19 protein-coding genes are annotated in these 21,201 nt (G+C 65.2%); 10 read left to right on the top strand and 9 right to left on the bottom strand.

What is annotated here, in order from left to right:
• Positions 1-58: 58 nt before the first annotated feature.
• From HGK27_RS04285 to HGK27_RS04265, 5 genes are all read right to left on the bottom strand, one after another.
• Positions 59-1,165, bottom strand: coding sequence for a rhodanese-like domain-containing protein (locus HGK27_RS04285; RefSeq protein WP_206238998.1), 1,107 nt, complete (start codon positions 1,163-1,165; stop codon positions 59-61).
• Between the two features lie 86 nt (positions 1,166-1,251).
• Positions 1,252-2,547, bottom strand: a complete 1,296-nt coding sequence (locus HGK27_RS04280; RefSeq protein ID WP_206238996.1) for an MFS transporter — start codon at positions 2,545-2,547, stop codon at positions 1,252-1,254.
• Between the two features lie 107 nt (positions 2,548-2,654).
• Positions 2,655-3,710, bottom strand: a complete 1,056-nt coding sequence (locus tag HGK27_RS04275; RefSeq protein ID WP_206238994.1) for an ABC transporter substrate-binding protein — start codon at positions 3,708-3,710, stop codon at positions 2,655-2,657.
• 38 nt (positions 3,711-3,748) lie between these two features.
• Entirely contained in the window at positions 3,749-5,353 is a 1,605-nt protein-coding gene (locus HGK27_RS04270) for an ABC transporter substrate-binding protein (protein WP_206238992.1), read from the bottom strand.
• Between the two features lie 5 nt (positions 5,354-5,358).
• Complete coding sequence (locus HGK27_RS04265; RefSeq protein WP_206238990.1) at positions 5,359-6,288, bottom strand: oxidoreductase; 930 nt, start codon at positions 6,286-6,288, stop codon at positions 5,359-5,361.
• 390 nt (positions 6,289-6,678) lie between these two features.
• On the opposite strand from HGK27_RS04265, the gene HGK27_RS04260 reads away from it, so the two are divergent.
• The 6 genes from HGK27_RS04260 to HGK27_RS04235 all read left to right on the top strand — a co-directional run bounded on the left by HGK27_RS04260 (position 6,679) and on the right by HGK27_RS04235 (position 13,099).
• Positions 6,679-7,680, top strand: coding sequence for an ABC transporter permease (locus tag HGK27_RS04260; RefSeq protein WP_206238989.1), 1,002 nt, complete (start codon positions 6,679-6,681; stop codon positions 7,678-7,680).
• Positions 7,670-8,638 (top strand): ABC transporter permease, encoded by a 969-nt coding sequence (locus HGK27_RS04255; RefSeq protein ID WP_206238987.1) that lies wholly within the window; start codon positions 7,670-7,672, stop codon positions 8,636-8,638. The genes HGK27_RS04260 and HGK27_RS04255 overlap by 11 nt, the downstream gene beginning before the upstream one ends.
• A complete protein-coding gene (locus HGK27_RS04250) occupies positions 8,635-9,645 on the top strand; it encodes an ABC transporter ATP-binding protein (RefSeq protein WP_241126835.1) in 1,011 nt (336 codons plus the stop codon). The genes HGK27_RS04255 and HGK27_RS04250 overlap by 4 nt, the downstream gene beginning before the upstream one ends.
• 5 nt (positions 9,646-9,650) lie before the next feature.
• Positions 9,651-10,583 (top strand): ABC transporter ATP-binding protein, encoded by a 933-nt coding sequence (locus tag HGK27_RS04245; protein WP_241126832.1) that lies wholly within the window; start codon positions 9,651-9,653, stop codon positions 10,581-10,583.
• Between the two features lie 14 nt (positions 10,584-10,597).
• Positions 10,598-11,650 carry an aldo/keto reductase gene (locus tag HGK27_RS04240; protein WP_206238985.1) on the top strand — a complete coding sequence of 351 codons (1,053 nt, stop codon included), beginning with the start codon at positions 10,598-10,600 and terminating at the stop codon, positions 11,648-11,650.
• Between the two features lie 99 nt (positions 11,651-11,749).
• Positions 11,750-13,099, top strand: coding sequence for an NtaA/DmoA family FMN-dependent monooxygenase (locus HGK27_RS04235; protein WP_206238983.1), 1,350 nt, complete (start codon positions 11,750-11,752; stop codon positions 13,097-13,099).
• A 58-nt stretch (positions 13,100-13,157) separates the two neighbouring features.
• Here the strand turns inward: HGK27_RS04235 and HGK27_RS04230 are convergent, their stop codons facing one another.
• Both HGK27_RS04230 and HGK27_RS04225 read right to left on the bottom strand, forming a co-directional pair.
• Positions 13,158-15,062 carry a putative bifunctional diguanylate cyclase/phosphodiesterase gene (locus HGK27_RS04230; protein WP_241126830.1) on the bottom strand — a complete coding sequence of 635 codons (1,905 nt, stop codon included), beginning with the start codon at positions 15,060-15,062 and terminating at the stop codon, positions 13,158-13,160.
• 296 nt (positions 15,063-15,358) lie between these two features.
• Positions 15,359-16,639 (bottom strand): metallophosphoesterase family protein, encoded by a 1,281-nt coding sequence (locus tag HGK27_RS04225; RefSeq protein ID WP_206238981.1) that lies wholly within the window; start codon positions 16,637-16,639, stop codon positions 15,359-15,361.
• A gap of 219 nt (positions 16,640-16,858) precedes the next feature.
• Here HGK27_RS04225 and HGK27_RS04220 point away from each other — a divergent pair, with 219 nt between their 5' ends.
• The gene (locus tag HGK27_RS04220; RefSeq protein WP_206238979.1) at positions 16,859-17,983 is read left to right on the top strand and encodes a hypothetical protein; all 1,125 of its coding nucleotides are present in this window, start codon (positions 16,859-16,861) and stop codon (positions 17,981-17,983) included.
• A gap of 181 nt (positions 17,984-18,164) precedes the next feature.
• Here the strand turns inward: HGK27_RS04220 and HGK27_RS04215 are convergent, their stop codons facing one another.
• Positions 18,165-18,773 (bottom strand): flavin reductase family protein, encoded by a 609-nt coding sequence (locus tag HGK27_RS04215; protein ID WP_206238977.1) that lies wholly within the window; start codon positions 18,771-18,773, stop codon positions 18,165-18,167.
• 107 nt (positions 18,774-18,880) lie between these two features.
• Positions 18,881-19,075 (bottom strand): hypothetical protein, encoded by a 195-nt coding sequence (locus HGK27_RS04210; RefSeq protein ID WP_206238975.1) that lies wholly within the window; start codon positions 19,073-19,075, stop codon positions 18,881-18,883.
• Positions 19,076-19,435: 360 nt separating this feature from the next.
• Here HGK27_RS04210 and HGK27_RS04205 point away from each other — a divergent pair, with 360 nt between their 5' ends.
• From HGK27_RS04205 to HGK27_RS04195, 3 genes are all read left to right on the top strand, one after another.
• Entirely contained in the window at positions 19,436-20,344 is a 909-nt protein-coding gene (locus HGK27_RS04205) for a hypothetical protein (protein ID WP_206238974.1), read from the top strand.
• A complete protein-coding gene (locus HGK27_RS04200) occupies positions 20,341-20,700 on the top strand; it encodes a hypothetical protein (protein WP_206238972.1) in 360 nt (119 codons plus the stop codon). Before HGK27_RS04205 ends, HGK27_RS04200 begins: the two co-directional genes overlap by 4 nt.
• A gap of 176 nt (positions 20,701-20,876) precedes the next feature.
• Positions 20,877-21,173 carry a hypothetical protein gene (locus tag HGK27_RS04195; RefSeq protein ID WP_206238971.1) on the top strand — a complete coding sequence of 99 codons (297 nt, stop codon included), beginning with the start codon at positions 20,877-20,879 and terminating at the stop codon, positions 21,171-21,173.
• The last annotated feature ends 28 nt before the right edge of the window (positions 21,174-21,201 follow it).

Below are 21,201 nucleotides of genomic sequence, written 5' to 3'. Positions count from 1 at the left end.
CTCATCCTCAAACCCAGAAAGGGGCGCCAATCGACTGGATTGGCGCCCCTTTTATGGATCAGGCCACAGCTTCCGCCGCCGTATCGGCACGGGCGAAGGCGTGGTGCAGGATGGCGATCTCGAAGTTGCGGCGCGAAAGCCAATGCGCAACCGTGGCGGCACGCACCCCATCCTCATCATCCACCAGCACCAGCCTTGCGCCGCGCGTGGCGATGGTGCGGCTCGACAGGCCCAGCAGCTGGCCGCCTTCCGCCGAAAGCGTGCCGTCCAGATGCTCGGCGGCGTATTCCTCGGGGGTGCGCACATCGAGCAGATAGGTGGTGCGGGTCTTGTCCTGCGCCCAGGCCCGCGCCGTGGCCAGATCGATCTGCGGGAAGCGGGTTTTCGTCTCGAAACGCGCGGCATGATCGCGGCCAAAGGCGCGGCCTGCCTCGGTCGTGGGGCCATAGACACGGGTGGCGCCGGTTTCCAACTCCCAGCCCGCACGGCGCCATGCGGCGGTGCCGTCCTCCAGATAGGAGACGCGGTTGGCCACCCCCGCATCGATCAGCGTCTGCGCTCCCAGAATGGCGCGGGGCAGACCAGCACAGGACACCACGATATGCGTCGAGGCCGAGGGCACCACATCGGAGACATGCAGCAGCAGTTCCGCACCCGGAATGTTCACCGCGCCCGGCACATGATCGCGGGTGAATTCGGGAACGGTGCGCGTGTCGATCACGATCACATCCTCGCCCTTCTCACGGGCCTGCGCCAGTTGCTGCACGGTGAAGGCGGGCGTGCCGCGCTCATCGCGCACCGCCAGCGTGAAGTCCTTGCCCGGAATGTCGAAGGAGAGATGGGCATGCGGCCCCTCCACCCAGCCGGGAAAGCCGCCTTCCAGCGCGACCGTGCCGGTCCAGCCCTGCCCCTGCAGAATGCGCGCGAAACCCTCGGCGCTGCCGTCACCGCCATCGACCAGCACGGTACGCACCACCTTGCGCGGCACATAGAGGCCGATCTGCTCCAGCAGCACATCCTCGGGCACATTCTTGCCGAACAGCGGGCTGCCGTAATATTGGATGTCCCTGGGCGCGCGAATATCGACGACGGCCAGTTCCGCGCCATCCTCCAGCCATTGGGCGAAGGTTTCAGGCGCGATCGAAAGGCTGGAAGCTTGGGTCATGCTCGTCTCTCCTCGGGAATAGGGCGGCAGTCTAACCCCGCCCCGCCCCAAGCCCGAGACATAAATCCTATTTCATAGATAGGTTTTTATTTGATGCGCCGAAATTGCGGCCTGTCCGGCACCACCACCGCATCGAGCAATCGGTCGATCCGCCCCAGCGCCGGGAACATCCGCAGCCATAGCCCCGCCACCAGCACCACCGCGACACCCCCCGCCGCGACAGCCGGAACCACCCCGATCAGCGAGGCGAGAAAGCCCGATTCCATCTCGCCCAGCTCGCTGCGGGCGCTGCCGAACATCATCATCACCGCTGTTACCCGCCCGCGCATATCGTCATGGGTGGAGAGCTGCACCAGCGTCTGGCGGATAAAATTGCCGGTGGTCTCGGCGCTGCCCAGCACCAGCAGCGCTGCCAGTGACAGAGGCAGCGAGCGTGACAAGCCGAACGCCACCGTCGCCACGCCATAAAGCGCCACCGATCCGAACAGCCACACCCCCACGCCGCGCCGCAAGGGCCGATGCGCCAGCAGCATGCCCATCGCCAGCGATCCGCAGGCAGGCGCGGCGCGCAGCAGGCCAAAGCCACGCTCGCCCACATGCAGCACATCATAGGCATAGGCGGGCAACAGCGCGGTGGCCCCGCCCAGAAACAGCGCCACAACGTCCAGACTGATCAGCCCCAGCAGCAGCCGGTTGCCGCCGATGTAGGAGAGCCCCCCGAACAGACCCGCCAGCCCCGTGCCTTTCGCCCCGCCGCCCTTGCTGCGCACGGCAATGCCATGGGCGCAGAGCAGCGACATTCCATAGCACAAAGCCGCCAGCCCATAGATCAGCGCCTCGCCCCCGGCATAGATCGCCCATCCGGCCAGCACCGGCCCGGTGGCGCTGGAGATCTGCCATGTCGATGAGGTCCAGCTGACGGCGCGGGGAAACTGCTCGCGCGGGATCAGATGCGGCATCCAGGCCGTCGCCACCGGCATGGAGAGCGTCTTGCCGGCCCCGAAGATCGCCGCCCCCAGATAGAAGGGCCAGAGCTGGCGCGTGCCCGCCAGACTAAGCCCGCAAAACAGCGCGGCATTGGCCACCAGCACCACTTGCGCGGCGCGATAGGCGGTACGGCGCTCGAAACGGTCGGCAATCTGCCCGGCGGGGATCGAGGTGAGCATCACCGGCACAAAGACCACAATGCCGATCACCCCCAGCGCCAGCGGCGAATGGGTCATGGCATAAATCTGCCAGCCCAGCGCGGGCATCATGATGTTGGTGCCGAAGGAATTGACCAGCCGGGCCAGAAAGAACAGCCGGAAATCGCGATGGGCAAAGGGCGCATAGGCTCCCCCTTCCGGCTGCGGGGCAGCGGCGGGGATAGGTTGGGACGACAAGCCAGCGTTCCTTCAAGCAGAGCAAAGCCGCCGCCCGGCCCGCAGGCAGAGCGGCGGCAGATCACCGGGCGGCAGGAGCGACTCTGCGCCCGGCGATGGGGTTATGATCAGGCCGGTTGCAGATCGGCGGAGAGCTGAACCTGCTCCACCAGCGTTTCGGCCAGACGCAGCGGCGCCGGGTCGATCCAGCTGTCGAAATCGAAGTCCTGAATGAAGCCTTCGGCCACCAGATAGTCTTTCTGGGCGCGCAGGCCTGCCACGCTGATGTCGGACAGGGTGACGGTGAAACGCTCATGGACATGCGGGCCGAAGCCGCGCTCCACCGCAGCCTGTGTGGCGCCGGTTTCGGCGGCAATGGCCTGAACCACCTCGTCATGATGCGTGCGTGCCCATTGCGCGGTCTTCTGCAGCACCGCCAGATAGCGCGCCACGATCTGCGGGTGGTTCTGCGCCAGATCGCGGTTCACCGTGATCGGGCGTGGCGTGCCGGCGTTGACGCGCAGCAGCGGGTCTTTCTGCTCGTTGATGTCGAGGATCGGGCGGAAGCCGTGGCGTTCGATCAGCGTGGCGCTGAAGGCGCCCTTGGCATAGACCGCATCGACCTTGCCTTCCAGCAGGCCCTGAGCGTTCAGCCGCAGCTTGGGGCTGGCGCCCACATCGCGCTCGGCAGCGCTGTCTTCGCGCAGATCGAAATCGCCGCCATGCAGATCGACGAAAGTGACCTCATCGCGCCCGATCCCGCCGATCTTCAGCGCGGTGAGCAGCCCACGCAGATCCTCCGCCCGGCCAATATCGACGATCTGGCTGTCATGCTTGGGCAGGCCCAGCCGGGCGCCGCGCAGATCGGCCACGGTGTGCAAAGGACTATCCTCCCGCACCAGAATCAGCTGCTCCTCATCGACCCAGGTGATGCCGACCACCACCGTATCGCGCCCCTCGCCCTTCGCCCAGAGCGGGGGGACATTGCCGCCCTCGCGGAACTGGTTCTCATGGCTGTGGTCGAAGTGGGACAGGCGCACGGCTTTGTCCTGCGCAGCACGGATCGATTCCAGCGCCAGGCCATGTCTGGCAAATTCGCCATGCAGCCAGCGGAAATGCTGGGCGATGCCCGATGTGGTGGGCACGGGGCAGCGGGTGTACCAGATGGTCGTGGGCTCGGTCATGATACTCTCCTCGGAATTGGGCCTTCAGGATGGTGCGATCAGGCGGGCAGCAGCGTGATCCCGGCGAAATTGTCGTAGAGGCCGTAAGCGGTGCGCGGGAAATTCCGCACGCGCGCGCTGGTCACCACCTGCACGGCGGAGCAGATCAGCGGAATGCGCGGCAGATCGCGCCCGACAAGCTGCTGAAAACCCACATAATCGGCACGGCGAGCGGCGGGATCGTTCTCGCTCTGCGCCTTTGCCAACAGGGCATCGGCCTGCGGATTGTCGTAATGCGCGCCATTGGAGAAGGCGACGCCGCGCTCGATGTTGTGCGACCAGTAAAAGCGCTGAATGCCAATCGCCGGATCGGGGCCGGCGCCCGCCAGATACTGGATCGTGTCGAAATCGCGGTCGGTATAGATGCGCTTGATGAAGGTGGCGAAATCGCCGGTGCGGATGGTCATCTCCACCCCGACGCGGCGCAACTGGTCACGGATCGCCTCGGCGGATTTGAGCAGCTGGCCGCCGGTGGGCGCGGGATCGTGGCGGATGCGCAGCCGCACGCCCCGAGCATCAGGCTTCAGCCCGGCAGCATCGAGCAGGGCGATCGCCTTGCCCGGATCGTAAGGATAATGGCCCGATCGGGAATCGTAAAAATCGGGCACCGCGCTGGTGACGGGCGAATCCTCCACCTTGCCATAGCCGCTCCAGGCGTTGCGCAGCAGGAAGTCCTTGTCGATGGCATGGGCGAAGGCCTGACGCACACGCGGATCGCGGAATTCGGGCTTGTCGAGGTTGAACTCGAAGGTGGCCAGCGTCGCGGCAAAGGCGCTCTGCTGATCGATCACGGCAAAGCCCGGCTTTTGGGAAAAGCGCCGCACATCATCGAGGCTCAGCTGCCCGCTGGTTGAGAGATGAATCTCACCCGTCTCCAGAGCGGCGGCGGTGGCGGCGGCATCGCTGTAGATTTTGAAGACGATGGCATCGAGCCCTGCGCCAGCCGGCGCCCAGTAATCGGGGTTGCGCTCCAGCCGGATAAACTCCCCCCGCCGCCATTCCACGAATTTGAACGGCCCGGTGCCGATGGGCGCATTGCCCGCCGGATTGCTCAGGAAATCCTTGCCCGCATAGAGATGCGCCGGAACGATCTGGCTTTCGGGCGATCCCAACGCCGAGATCAGATAGGGCGCCGGGGTGGAGAGCCGCAGCACCACCGTCTGCGGATCGGGCGTTTCAACCTGCCGCACCGGCAGGAAGGTGGACCGGCCCCGGCTGTGGTACTTTTTCCAGACCTCCTGCAGCGAATAGGCGACATCGGCTGAGGTGAAGGGTTTGCCATCATGCCATGTGACGCCGGGGCGCAGATGGAAGGTCAGGCTCAGCCCGTCCTTCGCCTGCTCCCAGCGGGTGGCCAGTTGGGGTTGAGGCTTGCCCTGCGCATCGAAGGTGACCAGCCCGTCGAAGATCTTGGTCGAAACCGCCTGCGTCGGCCCTGCCGTGGTGCCCGCGCTGGTCAGCGTGGGCGGCTCGGGGTTGAAGCCGATGACCAGCGTGCCCCGCCCGCCCGAGCCCGAGCCCGAACCCGAGGAACAGCCCGCAAGCCCGGCCAGACCCAGCACACCACCGGCCACCAACACATCACGACGCGACGCAACAAACATGCGGATCAAAATCCTCGAACCGAACAGACAGGAGAGATCGGGGCATCGGGCCGCAGCCCCGCGTCCGGCACCAGAGCCGCCAGCCCGGCCGCATCGAAGGCGATGCAATCGGCCAGACCTTCGGCGATCACCTCTTCGGCGCTCTGCGGCGTATGGTCCCCCGCCGCGATCACCGCCCCGCCGAAATGGCTGCGCAACTGCCCCAGCACCGAGGCCTTGCGCCGCCAGGGCTCCACCAGATGGAGCCAGGCCACGCCCAGCTGATCCAGCTCGGCGGCGACATGGGTGAAGGTTTCCAGCGGTTCGCCATCGGCCATGCCGTGGTCGGCACTCCACGGCGAGACGCGCACGCCGACCCGGCCCACACCCCAGACGGCGCTGACGGCCTCGGCCACCTCCAGCAGAAAGCGGGTGCGGCCACTCAGCGAGCCGCCATAATCATCCTCGCGCCGGTTGCTGCCGGTGCGCAGGAACTGATCGATCAGCCAGCCTTGAGCAGCGTGAATTTCCACCCCGTCGAAGCCTTCTGCCTGCGCCAGAGCGGCGGCGGCGGCGAATTGCTCGACCAGCGCGGCGATGTCCTCACGCTCCAACGCGCGGGGCACGGGCAGCGGCTGCGGGCCTTCAGGCGTATCGATGGTGCCCCGCCCGGCCAGCGCGGACGGCGCCACCAGCTGAGCGCCGGCGCGCAGCAAGGGATGGCTGACGCGCCCGGGATGCGACAGCTGAAGCACGATGCGCCCACCCGCGCGGCGCACCGCCTCCACCGCCGGGCGCCAGCCTTGCACCGGCGCCGCACCGGCCTCGACATTCAGGCGTGGCGTGATGGTAAGCCCGGCCAGTGATGGCACGGGCGCCGGTTCGTTCTCGCCGCTCAACACGATGCGATTGTCCGATCCGAAGGCCGAGAAACGGAAAGGCTCGAACAGTCGCATGGCACCCCCACTGCGCATTGGGCCTTCAGGACAGAGGCCTGAGAAGCCCGGACAAGATCACAAGCCGCGATGATTAGGAGAGATGGCCCCGAAAGCCGTAAAATAAATCCTATGGGAAAAGTATATTTTTCTTTTCCAGCGCGGCAAGCGATAAAGATATCCTTATAGATCAATGTTAAAAGCAGGGTGTTCGGCACGACTCGCCCCTCGCCGGTCAACCCGGGAGGCAACTTTGCAGCCCTGAGAAAAACCGGCGTTTGAGCCCTGAAACATCTTCTTGGGGCCACTCGCCGCGCCAACATTGACAATTCCTACCTATATAATCAGGATTAATGGATCAGGGACGCAATCGGGTCTGATGCCTGTCCCCTTACCCGCCAGAACGGAGCCATGATGAAACGCCATTTGCCACGCCTAGCCCGCATTGCCGGCCATGCCGGTCTGCGCGCGCTGCCGACGGCCATCGGCATCGTCATTCTGGGCTTCTTCCTGCTGCAACAGGCGCCGGGCGATGCGGTGGATGTGCTCTCCGGAGAATCCGGCGGCATCTCCACGCAGGCCGCCGCCGCGCTGCGCCATCATGCCGGGCTGGACCAGCCGGTGCTGACCCAGCTTGCCTCCTATCTCACCGGTCTGGCGCATGGCGATCTGGGCTGGTCGGCGCGTTTCAACGTGCCGGTGACGAGCCTGATCCTGCAACGCCTTCCGGGCTCGCTGCTGCTTTCGGGCACGGCGCTGGTGGTCTCGGTGCTGATCGGCGCCGCGCTGGGCGCCTTGATGGCCGCGCGCGAGGGCGGCTGGGCCGATCGCGGCCTCTCGGTGGCGGCGCTGCTGTTCTATTCGCTGCCCTCTTTCTGGATCAGCCTGATGCTGATCGTGGTTTTTTCCATCCATCTCGGCTGGCTGCCCAGTGGCGGATCGCAGACCATCGGCGGGCCCGAGGACGGCGTTGCGGGCCTGCTCGACCGGGCGCGTTATATGGTGCTGCCGGTTACCTCGCTCTCGCTGTTCTACATCGCCATTTACGCCCGGCTCGTGCGGGTGGCGATGATCGAGGCCAAGGCGCAGGATTACGTCCGCACCGCCCGCGCCAAGGGCTTGAGCGAAAGCCGCATCCTCATCCGCCATATCCTGCGCAACGCCTTGCTGCCGCTCACCACCGTGGCCGGCATGCATCTGGGCGGTATGCTGGGCGGCGGCGTGGTGGTGGAGACGGTCTATGGCTGGCCCGGTCTTGGGCGGCTGGCTTACGAGTCGGTGATGGGGCGCGATTTTCGCGTGCTGCTGGGCATTCTGCTGCTGTCGTCGTTGCTGGTCATCGTGGCCAATGCGCTGGTGGACATTCTGCAAGGCCTGCTCGATCCGCGCGTGGGGGTGAGCCATGCCGCCTAAAGCCATCCTTGCCGCGCCGGGCAACGATCACACCCCTGCCCCTTCGGATGCGCAGCCTCTGACCGCCTTTCGCGCCGAGGATCATGTTTCAGCTCCTGCCCCCAGCCGCAATGGTCTGGTCCACGCTCTGGCGGCCACACTGCGCCGCCATCCCCCCGCGCTGATCGGCACGGCCATTCTGGCGAGCGTGGTGCTGCTGGCCCTGCTGTCGCCGCTGCTCTTCCCCGGCGATCCGCTGGCCATCACCGGCGAGCCTTTCCTCTGGCCCTTCGCCAGCATCGCCCATCCGCTGGGCACCGACTCGCTGGGGCGCGATATTCTGGCGGGCATCGCCCATGGCGCGCGGGTTTCGCTGCGCATCGGGCTGTCTGCCACGGCGCTCGGGCTGGTGCTGGGCGTGGCGGCGGGCGCTCTGGCCGGTTACAAAGGCGGCTGGACCGACGCCGTCATCTCCCGCCTGATCGAGATCTTCCAGACGGTCCCCAGCTTTGTGCTGCTGGTGGTGCTGGTGGCCATCACCGAGCCCAACGCGGGAACACTCTCGGCCGCCATCGCCATTGTGACATGGCCCACCGTGGCGCGTCTGGCCCGCGCCGAGTTCCGATCCTTGCGTGAGAAGGATTTCGTGCTGGCGGCGCGCTCGCTGGGCTACAGCCACACGCGCATCATCTGCCATGAAATCCTGCCCAATGCCCTGCCGCCCATCGTGGTGACGGCCTCGGTGATGGTGGCCTCGGCGATCCTGATGGAATCGGCACTGTCCTTTATGGGCCTTGGCGATCCCAATGTGGTGAGTTGGGGCAGCATGATTGGCCAAGGCCGCGAATATCTGCGCAGCGCCTGGTACATCAGCGCCCTGCCCGGTCTGGCGATCATGCTGACGGTGCTGGCGCTCAATCTGATCGGTGACGCGCTGAATGAGGCGCTCAACCCCCGCAAAAAGGGAGGCCGCGCATGAGCCATCCTTCGCTCTCCCTGCCCGCTTTCCCGATCCCGCATGCCATCACCCCGCTGCTGGAGGTGCAGGATCTGCAGGTTCATTTCGGCAGCAAGCATGCCGTGCGCGGCATCAGCTTCACCGTGCATGAAGGCGAGACTCTAGCGCTGGTGGGCGAATCCGGCTCGGGCAAATCGATGAGCGCGCTGTCGGTGATGGGCCTGCTGCCCGATGGCGGGCGGGCAAGCGGCACGATCCGCTTTGCCGGGCGCGATGTTTCGACGCTGTCGCCAGCGGCGCGCCGGGCCCTGCGCGGCGGCGAGATCGGCATGATCTTTCAGGAGCCGATGACCAGCCTGAACCCGGTGATGACCATCGGCGGGCAAATCGTGGAGGCCCTGCGCCAGCATCAACCGCTCTCCCGCGCGGCGGCGAAGGCCCGCGCGCTGGAGCTGATCGACCTGGTCCGCATCCCCGATCCCAAACGCCGATTTCAGGATTATCCGCACCAGCTTTCGGGCGGGATGCGCCAGCGGGTGATGATCGCCATGGCGGTGGCCTGCGGGCCGCGCCTGCTGATTGCCGACGAACCCACCACCGCGCTGGATGTTACCATTCAGGCGCAGGTGCTGGAACTGCTCGACCGGCTGCGGCGCGACCTTTCGATGGCGGTGCTGCTCATCACCCATGATCTGGGCGTGGTGGGCCAATGGGCCGACCGCGTGGCGGTGATGTATGCCGGGCGCAAGGTGGAGGAAGGCGACCCTTCCGCGCTCTTCGCCCTGCCGCTGCATCCCTATACGCAGGGGCTGCTGCGCGCCTCGCCCCGGCTGGAGGATGCGCAGCATTACACGCAAGGGCCGCTGGCGGAGATCCCCGGCTCGATCGCTTCCGCGGCAGGACAGGATGGCTGCGCCTTTGCGCCGCGTTGCCCTCAGGCCGTGGCGGCTTGCAGCGCTGCTGTGCCTTCGCTGCGTATTCTCGACCAAGGGCGCAAGGTCGCCTGCCCGCTGGCTCATCAGGATTAAGCCCCGTGGCATTGCTTTCCATCACCGATCTCTCCACCCATTTCCGCCTGCCCGATGGCGCGTTGCGCGCGCTCGATGGCGTCTCGCTGGAGGTTGAGGCGGGCGAAACGCTTGGCATCGTGGGCGAATCCGGCTGCGGAAAATCCACGCTGGGCAAAACCATCCTGCGCCTTGTCGAGCCCACGCAGGGCGCCATCGCCTTCGATGGCGAAGACATCACTGCCCTGCCCGTCGGCAAACTGTCGCCTTATCGCCGCCGCGCGCAAATGGTGTTTCAGGACCCCTTCGCCTCGCTCAATCCGCGCCACACCATCGGCAAGATTTTGAACGATCCGCTGAAAGTTCACGGCATCGGCGGGCTGCATGAGCGCCGCCGCCGGATCGAGGATATGCTGCGCCGCGTGGGCCTCGGCACCGATGCGCTCGACCGCTATCCGCATGAGTTCTCCGGCGGGCAGCGCCAGCGCATCGGCATCGCCCGCGCGCTGATCCTCGAACCCGATCTGGTGATCTGCGATGAGCCGGTCTCCGCGCTGGACCTGTCCATTCAGGCGCAGACGCTCAATCTGCTGGCGCGGATGAAGGCGGATCTGGGCCTGTCCTACATCTTCATTTCGCACGATCTTTCGGTGGTGCGCTATTTCACCGACCGCGTGGTGGTGATGTATCTGGGCCGCATCGTGGAGAGCGCGCCGACGCGCGGCCTCTGGGCCCGGCCCCTGCATCCTTACACCCGAGCGCTGATGGCCAGCGTGCCCGATCCCGCTCAGGGCCGTGTCGCCCTGCCGCTCAAGGGCGATCTGCCCAGCCCGCAGGACATTCCGCAGGGCTGCCGTTTCCACCCCCGCTGCCCGCTGGCCACAGATCTGTGCCGCAGCAACGAACCTGAATTGCGCGATGCCGGGGATGGGCAATCCATCGCCTGTCACCACGCCTAACTGGAGCCAAATCCATGGTTGAATATCGTTATCTGGGCCGCAGCGGCCTGAAAGTCTCGCCCCTCACGCTCGGCACGATGATGTTCGGCGGCGAGACCGATGAGGCCACCTCGCATCGCATCATCGACACTGCGCGCGAACAGGGCATCAACTTCATCGACACCGCCGATGGCTACAACAAGGGCGCGTCGGAAGAGGTCGTCGGGCGCGGCATCAAGGCGCAGCGCGACCATTGGGTGCTGGCCACCAAATTCGCCAATCCGCGCGGCGAAGGCCCGAACCAGCGCGGCCAGTCGCGCAAATGGATCATCGAGAATGTCGAGAACAGCCTGCGCCGTCTGGGCACCGACTATATCGACATCCTCTACTTCCACCGCGCCATCTTCGACGCGCCCTTGGGCGAGGCCGTGCGCGCCATCGGAGACCTGATCCAGCAGGGCAAATTGCGTTACTTTGGCGTGTCAAACTTCCGCGCCTGGCGCATTGCCGAGGTCGCTCATCTGGCCGATCAGTTCAACATCGACCGGCCCATCGCCAGCCAGCCGCTCTACAACATCTTCAACCGCGTGGCCGAGGCCGAACAACTGCCCGCCGCCGGGCACTACGGCCTTGGCGTTGTCTCCTACAGCCCGCTGGCACGCGGCGTGCTGACCGGCAAATACCGCCCCGACCAGACCCCCGCCGCCGACACCCGCGCGGGCCGCGCCGACAAGCGCATTCTGGAAACCGAATGGCGCCCGGAGTCGGTGGCTCTGGCGGCCAAGATTGCCGATTATGCGCGGGATCGCGGCATCGATCCGGTGCATTTTGCCATCGCCTGGGTGCTCAACAACCAGCTGGTCACCTCGACCATCACCGGCCCGCGCACGCAGGCCCATTGGGACAGCTATATCAAGGCTCTGGACGTCAAACTTAACGATGCGGATGAGGCTTTCATCAATGATCTGGTGACCACCGGCCACGCCTCCACGCATGGCTTCAACGATCCCAGCCATCCCATCGAGGGCCGCGTGCCTTACGCCAATCCGGCCCAGCCCATCTCTGCACGTCAGCCTGAACTGGCCTGAGCCTTGGCCGGCATCCGGTTCTTGCGGGGCCAGATGCCGGCCATTTTTTCAGACCAGCGCTGCCGGTGCCTTATCCTTTCAGAAACAAGGGCATGATCCATGTCTTATCAACGCCGCCTCAACCTCAATGTCGGGCTGAACACGCTTGGCTATCTGGGGAATGCCTGGCCCTATCGCACCGGCACGCGCCATGACATCTATGACCCGGCCTATTATCTGCGCCTTGCGCGGCTCGCCCATAAAGGCGTGTTCGATGCGGTGTTCTATTCGGACATGCCGCTGCTGCGCCCCGATCCCAATGGGCGGCCACTGCACACACTCGATCCGCTGATCCTGCTGACATGGCTGGCGGGTCAGGTGCCGGATATCGGCCTCGTCGCCACCATGTCCTCCACCTACAATTCGCCCTTCAATCTGGCGCGGCGCACACAGGCGCTCGATGTGCTGTCGGGCGGGCGGCTGGTGGTCAACATGGTCTCCAACTTCGTGCCCGAGGTGGCCGCCAATTTCGGCGACGATCCCCTGCCCCCGCGTCAGGTACGCTATCCGCGCGCTTCCGAATTCGTGACCGTGGCCAAGAAGCTGTGGCGCAGCTGGGACCCCAAGCGCGCCCGCCCCCTGCCCAAAGGCCAGTTCTGGGACCCGGAGGCCGAGGTGCAGCCCGCCAACCACAAGGGCGATCATTTCTCGGTGAAGGGCGCGATCAATGTGCCGGTCAGCCCGCAGGGCCAGCCGGTGATCGCTCAGGCCGGAGGGTCGGATCTGGGCATCGATCTGGCCGCGCAGCATGGCGAGATTATCTATTGCAACATTCTCTCACGCGGCGCGGGTCAGGAGTTCCGCCGCAAGGTCAATGAGCGCGCGCTGGTCCATGGCCGCGATCCCTCGACCATCCGTCTGGTGCCCGGCCTTGTGGCGATCATCGGCGAGACGCGCGAGGAGGCGCTGCGCAAGCATGAGCTGTTTTCCGGCGCCGGGTCGGAAGACGCGCTGATCGCGCAATTCATCCGCGAGCATGGCATCGATCCGCAGGGCTTCGATCCGGACAAGGTGCTCAACGCCGAGGATTTCATCCCCGATCAGAACCGCGTGATGGCGGTGGGCTTTACGCAAGGCCTTGTCGAACTGCTGCGCCATGAAAAGCTCACCGCGCGACAGGCCGTGCGGCGCTCGGCGGGCAATCACCGGCTGGTGCTGGGCACGGCGGAAGAGGTGGCCGATCAGATCATCGACCTCTGGGCCGATGGCACGGTCGATGGCTACACCTTCCAGCCGCCCCGCGCGCCCGACGATATCGAGGAATTCGTGGAGAAGGTGGTCCCCATTCTGCAGGACCGCGGCATCTACCCCAAGGCTTACACGCCGGATGAAACCGTGCGTGAACGCTATGGCCTGCCCTGGCCCCATGCGGCGGAGCCCGCCCCGGCCAAAGATAAAGCTCTGGCCTGATCGTAACGTTGAACAGCGCGGCGCCACCGGTCTTCACAAGACTGGTGGCGTTGTCCGTTCAGAACGACACGACGCGCTGCGGCGTGACCTCCACCGGCTGGATCGGCAGGCCCGTGCGCGGCTGACCCGACAGCACATCGCAATGGCGCGAGGGATGCAGCCCCGTGACATCATTCTCCTCGGCATGGTTGCGCAGCAGGGTGACGATGGCCTCACGGTCGATGGCGCGCGAATAGGCGAAGCCCTGCCCGAACTTGCAGCCCATCGTCCAGAGCTGGCGCGCCTGCGCCGAGGTCTCGATCCCCTCGGCGATCACCTCCATGCCGAGGCGGCGCACAATGTCGATCAGCCCGTCAACGATGATCTGGCTGGGATCGCCGGGGCGCAGCCGCGCGACGAAGGCCTGATCGATCTTGATGATGTCCACCGGCACATGCAGCAGATGCGTCAGCGAAGCATAGCCCGTGCCGAAATCGTCAAGCGCCACCTTCACGCCCGCCGCCCGCAGCGCCGCAATCTCACGCGGCACCACCTGATCGCGGCGGCCCAGATAGACGTCCTCGGTCACCTCCAGCACCAGCCGGTCGAGCGGGGCGCCGGTGCGCTCGAAAGCCTCGGTCAGCTTGGCGGCGAGGCTGCCGGTGTAGAAATCGGCGGTGGAAACATTGACCCCCACATGCTGCAGCGACAGGCCCAGATCGCGCCAGTAGACCATGTCACGCGCCACCGCATCGACCATCTGGCGGGTCATTTCGGCAGCGACATGGGCGTCGGCGGTGGCATCCTGAAAATGGCGCGCATCGATCATGCTGCCATCGGCGGCGCGCATGCGGCACAGAGCCTCCAGCCCGATGATCTTGCCGGTGTCGAGGCGCACGATGGGCTGGTAAAAAGCCTCGATCCTCTCCTCGGCCAAGGCTTCGGCCACATCGCGGATGGCATCGCGGCGCAGGGTGATGCGGGTGCCGATGCCGGGCCAATAGCGCACAAAGCCGCCGCGCCCGGTTTCCTTGGCGTGGTAGAGCGCGAAATCGGCCGCCTCATTCACCGCAATGGCCGTGGCCTGATCATGGCTGAGCACCGCACCGCCAATCGTGGCCTGAGGGACCACCGAATGGCCATCGCAGACCGCCGGGGAATCGAGCAGGCGAAAGATATTGGCCGCCGCGGCGTCAAGATCGGCAAGCTGGCTGGCCGACTGGATGATCACCGCGAATTCATCGCCCCCCAGCCGGAAGGCGACATCGGGCGCCATCGCCTGAGAGAGGCGGCGCGCCGCCGCACGGATCAGATCGTCCCCCGCCAGATGGCCAAAAGTGTCGTTCACCACCTTGAGATTGTCGAGATCGAGGACGAAGAGCGCCCATGATCCCGGCTCCTCGCAGGCGATGTTGGTAAGAGCCGTGCTGAAGGCCTGCCGGTTGGGCAAGCCGGTCAGCGCATCGATGGTGGCGCGCCTTTCGCGGTCGATCACGCGCTCCTGACGGCGCAGCGCCGTGCCGCACAGATCGGCGCAGCCCTGCGCCAGATCGCGCTCCTTTTGCGAAGGGCCGCGCTGCTCATGCGAGTAGATCGCCAGCACCGCCATCACCTGCCCCATCGCGTCCATCACCGGGAAGGACCAGCAGGCGCGCAAATGAGGTCGTTCGAGAAGGGGATAGAAGCGGGAGAAACGCGGATCGCCCTCGATATCCTCGATCACCACCGGCGCGCGGCGATAGGCCGCCGTGCCGCAGGAGCCGACCTCCGGCCCGATCATCAGCCCTTCCAGCGCGGCGCTGTAGGTGCAAGGCAGGCTGGGCGCGGCCAGCGGATGCATCAAGCCGCCGCGATCCACCGTCAGGATGGAGCAGGCCACGCCGGGCAGCAATTGCTCCAGATTGAGGCACAGCTGGCGCGCCGTCTGATCCAGCGGCTCGCCATTGGCAATCATTCCGAGGATTTTGTTCTGAATAAGCAGCACGCCCAGCTTCCCGAAAGATGCAAGAAGGGATTGGACGAAGCTAGGCCTGAAACGTAAATCCGGCTCCACCATGCATGGTAAGCAACAAGGTAAACACGGCGCAGGTATTGGTGCATAGTTCTTATAAAGCAGCCATACTATAGATATTTTATGGCTACAGAATCATGAACATCACCCATCACCCCTAGATCAGGGCCCAAAACGTTAACAAAAGCCCCGTCAGCGACACGAGCCCGTGCAGCTGTGGTATGGAGCAGAACGGCGTGCTGCCCTATCCAGCCTCACGCCAAACTCCGTCAGAGAGGCGGCCCGACACCTTCAACATCGGCGACAGGCGCCTCTGCCATAACGATTGTGCCGTCACGCACTGTCCAGGCCTCATGGGCAACCAGCGTGCCTGCCACATCGCGGTAATCGACGCGCAGATCAGGCCCATCGAACCCCAGCATGGCATAGCCATTGGGCCACAGCACCACCTGAGCCCCCGTATCGAGAATGCGGTGATCCTCCAGCAGGATGGGATAGGACGGATCGCGCTTGGTGCCCGGTGGCTCGCAGGGCATGCCGCCATGGCCGATGCAGCGCCCGTGGATTTCCAGCCCGGCGCGCTCGACGGGCGCATAGACCGACATCCAGTGCTCATGCCCCCAGAACCATAGCACCGGTCCGCCCAGCACGGCGCCGATCTGCTCCATCAGCCGGGGAAAGCCGGGCTCATAGAAGGAGAAAGGCTGGTGATGGGTGAGGATGATCGTGCCGCGCGGGTCCTTCGCGTCGCCGGAGCCCATGTCCTCACGGCGGGGCGTGGTGACGATCTCCTTCAGCCAGTCCACCACGGCATCGGGCAGATGACAGTCGGGCCGGAACAGCAGCTCCCGGAAGGGCCAGGTGATCGAGTGATAGCCGCTGTCCAGCCCGATGATGCGCCAGTGCTCGTTCTCCAGCGCGAAGAAGCTGGCCTGCTGATCCAGCGCGGGCAGGACGCGGCGGAAATAGCCGCGCCCGCGCGCATACATCTCATGGTTGCCATTGAGCGCGAAAGAGCGCTGGCTGCCACGCGGGAAAGCCACCGCCTGCCATGGGCTGCCCGCAACCTCCTCGCCCAGAAAGTTTTCGCGGGCTTCATCCTCATCACCCACGAAATAGATGTCGCCCATATGGATGGTGTGTTCGGGACTGTGCTCGCGGATGCGCGTGGCGACTTGCGCGGCGGCCAGAGTGCCGCTGGCCCAATCGCCATACAGCGCCACCGTGCCGGTGTCGGCCATCCTATGGATGCCGCTCTGCCCGGTGCCGGCATAGCTGCGCAGCTTTTCGCGCGGGCCGAAGCGATGGGCCAGATAGGTCAGGATCCAGGCCAGCTTGTTGGTCTTTTCCAGACTGGTGACGGGGATGTTGGGCGCCAGTTCGGCCAGCAGGCTTGGCCCGGCTTCCTGTTTACGACCTCCCCCCTTGAGAATTTCCTTCTTGAGGGTGAGCGCTTCACGGCGGCGGGCGAAGGCGCGGGCGGGCGATTCCCCCGCCATATGCACATCGGCGCGTGTCTTGTACGGCTTGCCATCCGGTCCCAGAGCCATGGCCCATTCTCTCCCCCAACGAAGGGGATGATGCCGTTTTGCGTGACAAAGACAAGAGGATGGCGCGGAGCGTTCAAGGAAAAGCCTCGATCCATCAGATGCAGGGGGGCATCGGTCGCTGATCCGGGGGCTGGCCATTGAACCGGGAGCAATTTGCCGCGTTGTGATAAATCGGGCGGGGATTTTTCCGCCCGGGACCATGCTTTAGCGGAGCGACGCATGATGGCGATCCCCCTGCGGCCCAGGCCTGGGCCCGTTCTGGTGCTGGTGCTGCCCCTGCTGCTGTCCGCCTGCGCCGGTTTTGCGCCCAAGCGGCTCTATGACGACCAGATCGGCTATTCCGGCTCGCTCAGCGACAGCCAGAAGGCCCAGACGCTGCTCAATGCCGTGCGCATTCGCTATGGGGATTCGCCGGTGTTCCTCAACACCACGCAGGTGATTTCCGGCTATTCGCTGCAGCGCAGCCTGTCAGGCACGTTGACGATCCTGCCCGGCAACAATCCGGCCAACACCGTGGCCGGCACACCAGGCGTGACCATGACGCAAAGCCCCACCTTCACCTTCCAGCCGGTGACCGGCGCGGCACTGGCGCAAAGCGTGATCCAGCCCCTCTCCCCCGCCGAACTGCTGCCGCTCAGCCTTTCCGGCACGCCCATCGATGTGCTGTTCCGCCTGGCGGTGCAATCGGTGAACGGCTTGCAGAACTCCTCCATGCTGGACACCGCCAACCGCACCGGATCGCCCGGCTTCGCCCATCTGCTGATCAACCTGCGGCGGCTGCAGATCGCCGGGCTGGTGCATTTTCGCCTCGGCCAGACCGAGAGTGGCGGCGATCCCACCAAGGCGGCCGAACCCAAGGATTCCACCAAGGCCCCCACCAACCTCATCATCTCGCTGCCCGACAGCGACGATCCCCAATTGCAGCAGGTGGTGGTGGCCACGCGCACAATGCTGGGCCTCTCCGCCACGCGCACCGAGGCCGAGGTGGTCTATGGCAGCGGATCGCCCTCACCCGGCACGGTTTCGATCCTGACGCGGCCCATTCTGGGCGTTCTGGGCCAGATCGCCTCGGAAATTCAGGTCTCGCCTCAGGATGTGGCCGAGCATCGCACCATTCCCACGGTGGACGATTCCGCCATCCTCTCACGCCCCACCATCATCATCCACAATGGCGACAAACCGCCCCACGACGCCTTTTCCAGCGTGCGCTATCACGACCGCTGGTACTGGATCGCCGACACCGATTTCGACAGCAAGCTGGCCTTTTCGGTGATGCAGACGCTGGTGTCCCTGGCAGAAACCACCCAGCCTTCGGGGACGGTGGTGACGATCCCGGCACGGTAGGAAGGATAGATGCGAGGGTGTTACACCCTCGCATTCAGCCCCCGAACAAGGCCACAGCGCCGCAGGCATTTAAACTTCTGTGCCCATGGAAAGGTTACGCACCGAAAGGATGCCACCAACGCCTCGTCGGAAGACGTCATGGGAGCGCGAGGGGGTAACCCCCTCGCATTTTCTGCTGTTCCTAAACCTCCAGCATCTCGGGCCGAAACAGCGCCCGCTTATCCAGCGCCCCGCCCGATCGCCTGAAAATCCCGCCCCCGGTGTAATGCAGTGTCTCGATCTCCTCGGGCGTGACGGCGGCATGGGCTTTCACCACCTCGACAATGAAGAGGTTGCGGGCAGCGACCAGCGTGTCGTCATGGAGGCAGCATTCGAAGCAGACCGGGCACTGGCCGATCAGCGGCGCCTCCACGATGCTGCCCTTCTGAGCGGTCAGACCGAAATGGGCGAATTTGTCAGTGCCGCGGCCCGATGTGTTGCCGATGCCCACAATGGTGTCGGCCAGCGCTGCGGTGGGCACATTGATCACGCATTCGCCGCTTTTGCGGATCATCTCGAAGCTGTGATTGCCCGCCGAAATCATCAGCCCCACCAGCGAGGGCGTGAACTCCAGCACCATATGCCAGCCGAGCGTCATCACATTGCGGCGCCCGGCGTGATGGGATGAGACCAGCACAATCGGCCCGGGTTCAAGAAAGCGCCGGGCGCGGGAAACGGGGAAGTCATCTCTGGCGGCATGGACAGCGCCCTGGGCGGCGCTGGCATGGGTATGGCCTGCCGGGTGTGCCATGGTGCATCTCCTGCTTTTGCCCTCAAAGAGACGAAAGCAGGAGGAAGGCCTATCGGCTCCGCTTCAGCAATCCATGTTGGCGGCAGCCCCCCGCCCCGCCGGATCGTTCAATTCACAACGCTGGCGACGGAGGCCTCCTGCGGGATCACCGTGTAATCGGTGACCGAGGTCAGCAGACGGCGATAGCGCCGGGCGAGTTCCAGATGCGCCTCACGCTTATGCGGCTTTTTCGTGCCCGCTGCGATCAGATAGCAGCGGTCGATCCGGCGCGTCAGGAAATCTCGGTTCCAGAACCAGCTCATCGAAGGGACTCCAAACTTCTATCTTTTCTGTAGACTATAGGATGGGCCTGAATATCCGTTCAGAAAAGCCCCCCTGCGCCGAATTGGCACCTTCATGCGCCGGATTGATCCTGCAATCGTGTGCGACACTCAGCGTTTTTGTAATATTATTTCGTTCACCCCTACGTCATCCGCCTCATTCCATCTTTCAGGCCAGCCACATCACGCAGCCAAGCGACTCACCCGGCACGCCCCCCCCGGTGCCGGGCAGCACGCTGACTGCGGCCATTCGCACCTTGGTCCAGGCAAGCGTACGCCTAAGCAACCTTACGGGGGTTTCGCGCATTCCATGGGTGAATGCACACGCACAGGAGTTCGATCGTGACCATGTCGGGGCGAGCAGGAAAGCTCGCGAAAAGGGTGATCGCCGGATCGCTTGCAGGATTGATCGCCACCCAATCTGCCGCTGCAGCCCCGATCTGCCCGATTTCACCCTCCCCTGCCGATTCCTCCTTCGACTATATGGGCACGCGCGTTGACCGCCATGGCGGCCCCGGCGCCTACACCTATGTCACAGCCATGAAGATCGTGGACGCCGATGGCGCGCCCAACGCATATCATCCCGCCGATATGGAAGACGCCTGCCCGGACAATGGCCGGGGCCTCGATTGCCTTGAGGCGGCAGGCTATCCCCATGGCTCATGGTGGCAGACGGTGCTGGCCGCGGACCCGCGCGCGCCTGACCGCCCCGCCATCCAGCGCAAGGGCAAATTCAAGGGCTATTTCGTCTCGATGACGTCCCTGCAGAATGTGGCGTGGGGCGGCCCGGCCAATCCGGCCAGCTATGTCGATGCCTCGGCCACGCCCTATATCGTGCTGCCCGCACCGATCTACCGTACCGAGGGCATGGGGGCGATGGGCGACATCGGCTATGCCATCAACCTCGACACGGGCCGTGCCACGCCTTTCGTCATCGCTGACGAAGGCCCGGTCGAGCCGCTGGGCGAGGCCTCGATGGCCTTCTGGGCCGCGCTGGGCGAAGGGCCGCCCAATGCCCGCAATGGCGAGGGCCTGCCGCGGGGCCGCATCGCCTACACCGTCTTCCCGCACAGCCGTGAAAGCATCAACATCGGCTGGCCCATCGATCCTGACCGCCTGAAGGCCGAAGCCCTGCGCCTGTTGGCCGCGACGGGCGGCGAAAGCGGCATGCGCGCATGCGCGCTTGCCCAGAGCAGCGCCAGCGTTGCAACAGCAGGAACCATGGCCGGGGCGCCGGAGATCGGCGGATGAGCGGCGCGCTGATGCTTCTGGCCCTGCTGGCCGCTCCCGCAGCTGAGGACTGGACCCCGCATAGCGCTGCCGCTCTGCTGGACGCCAGCTTCGGCAGCGCGGCAGAGTGCCAGCAGCAGCTCGATGCGGCGCGGGCGCGCGTCAGCCATGCGCCGCCGGTGCATGGATTGGGCTATGATCGGCTTTTCGCCCAGGGCCGCTGCGAGCCGGAGCGACAGGTCACCCCCGCCAATGCCCCGGTCTGGCGCATCCGCATGCACTGGCCCAAAGTGAAGCGCCCGCCCGCGAAAACCCAATCGCCCGAGATCGCGCGGCGGCCCTTGAGCGCATCTGCGCCCGCACACCAGCCCCGGTAAAGCTGCGCCGCCCGGACCCTTGATCCGGCACCAGCCTTTCGCGTTGCTCGACTCGGCTTTTTTCATGGACCTATCCGCGCTGCCAGAGCTTTGCTCATCGTGCCCGTGCGCGACGGGGCGACAACACGGCGCGATCCTGCGGGACCAGGCAAGCACAGCGTTGAAAGGATTGTTTGATGACAGTTTCTCGCACCCTCGCAGCCATGGCTCTGGGTCTTGGCGTTACTCTGGTTGCCGTGCCTGCCTCGGCGCAGGTCAGCAATGAGACCAAGGTCAGCCACGACACCACCATGCAGAACGGTGTGGCCACCCGCACCACCAAGGTGGAGCATGTGCGCAAGGTGAAGACCCGCCATCCCAAGAAGATCCTCGGCGTGAAGGTGGGCCACAAGACCCGCACCACCAAGACCATCCAGACCCGCTCGGTCAGCTCGAACGGCGATCACAGCTCCTCGACCGAAATCAAGCATTAAGCAGGTGGCGGGGCGGGCGTCATGGCGC

The sequence above is a fragment of the Novosphingobium terrae genome (assembly GCF_017163935.1).
GTDB lineage: Bacteria > Pseudomonadota > Alphaproteobacteria > Sphingomonadales > Sphingomonadaceae > Novosphingobium > Novosphingobium terrae.
Note: the sequence above shows the minus strand (reverse complement) of the source record. Positions and strands in the feature narration are given on the sequence as shown.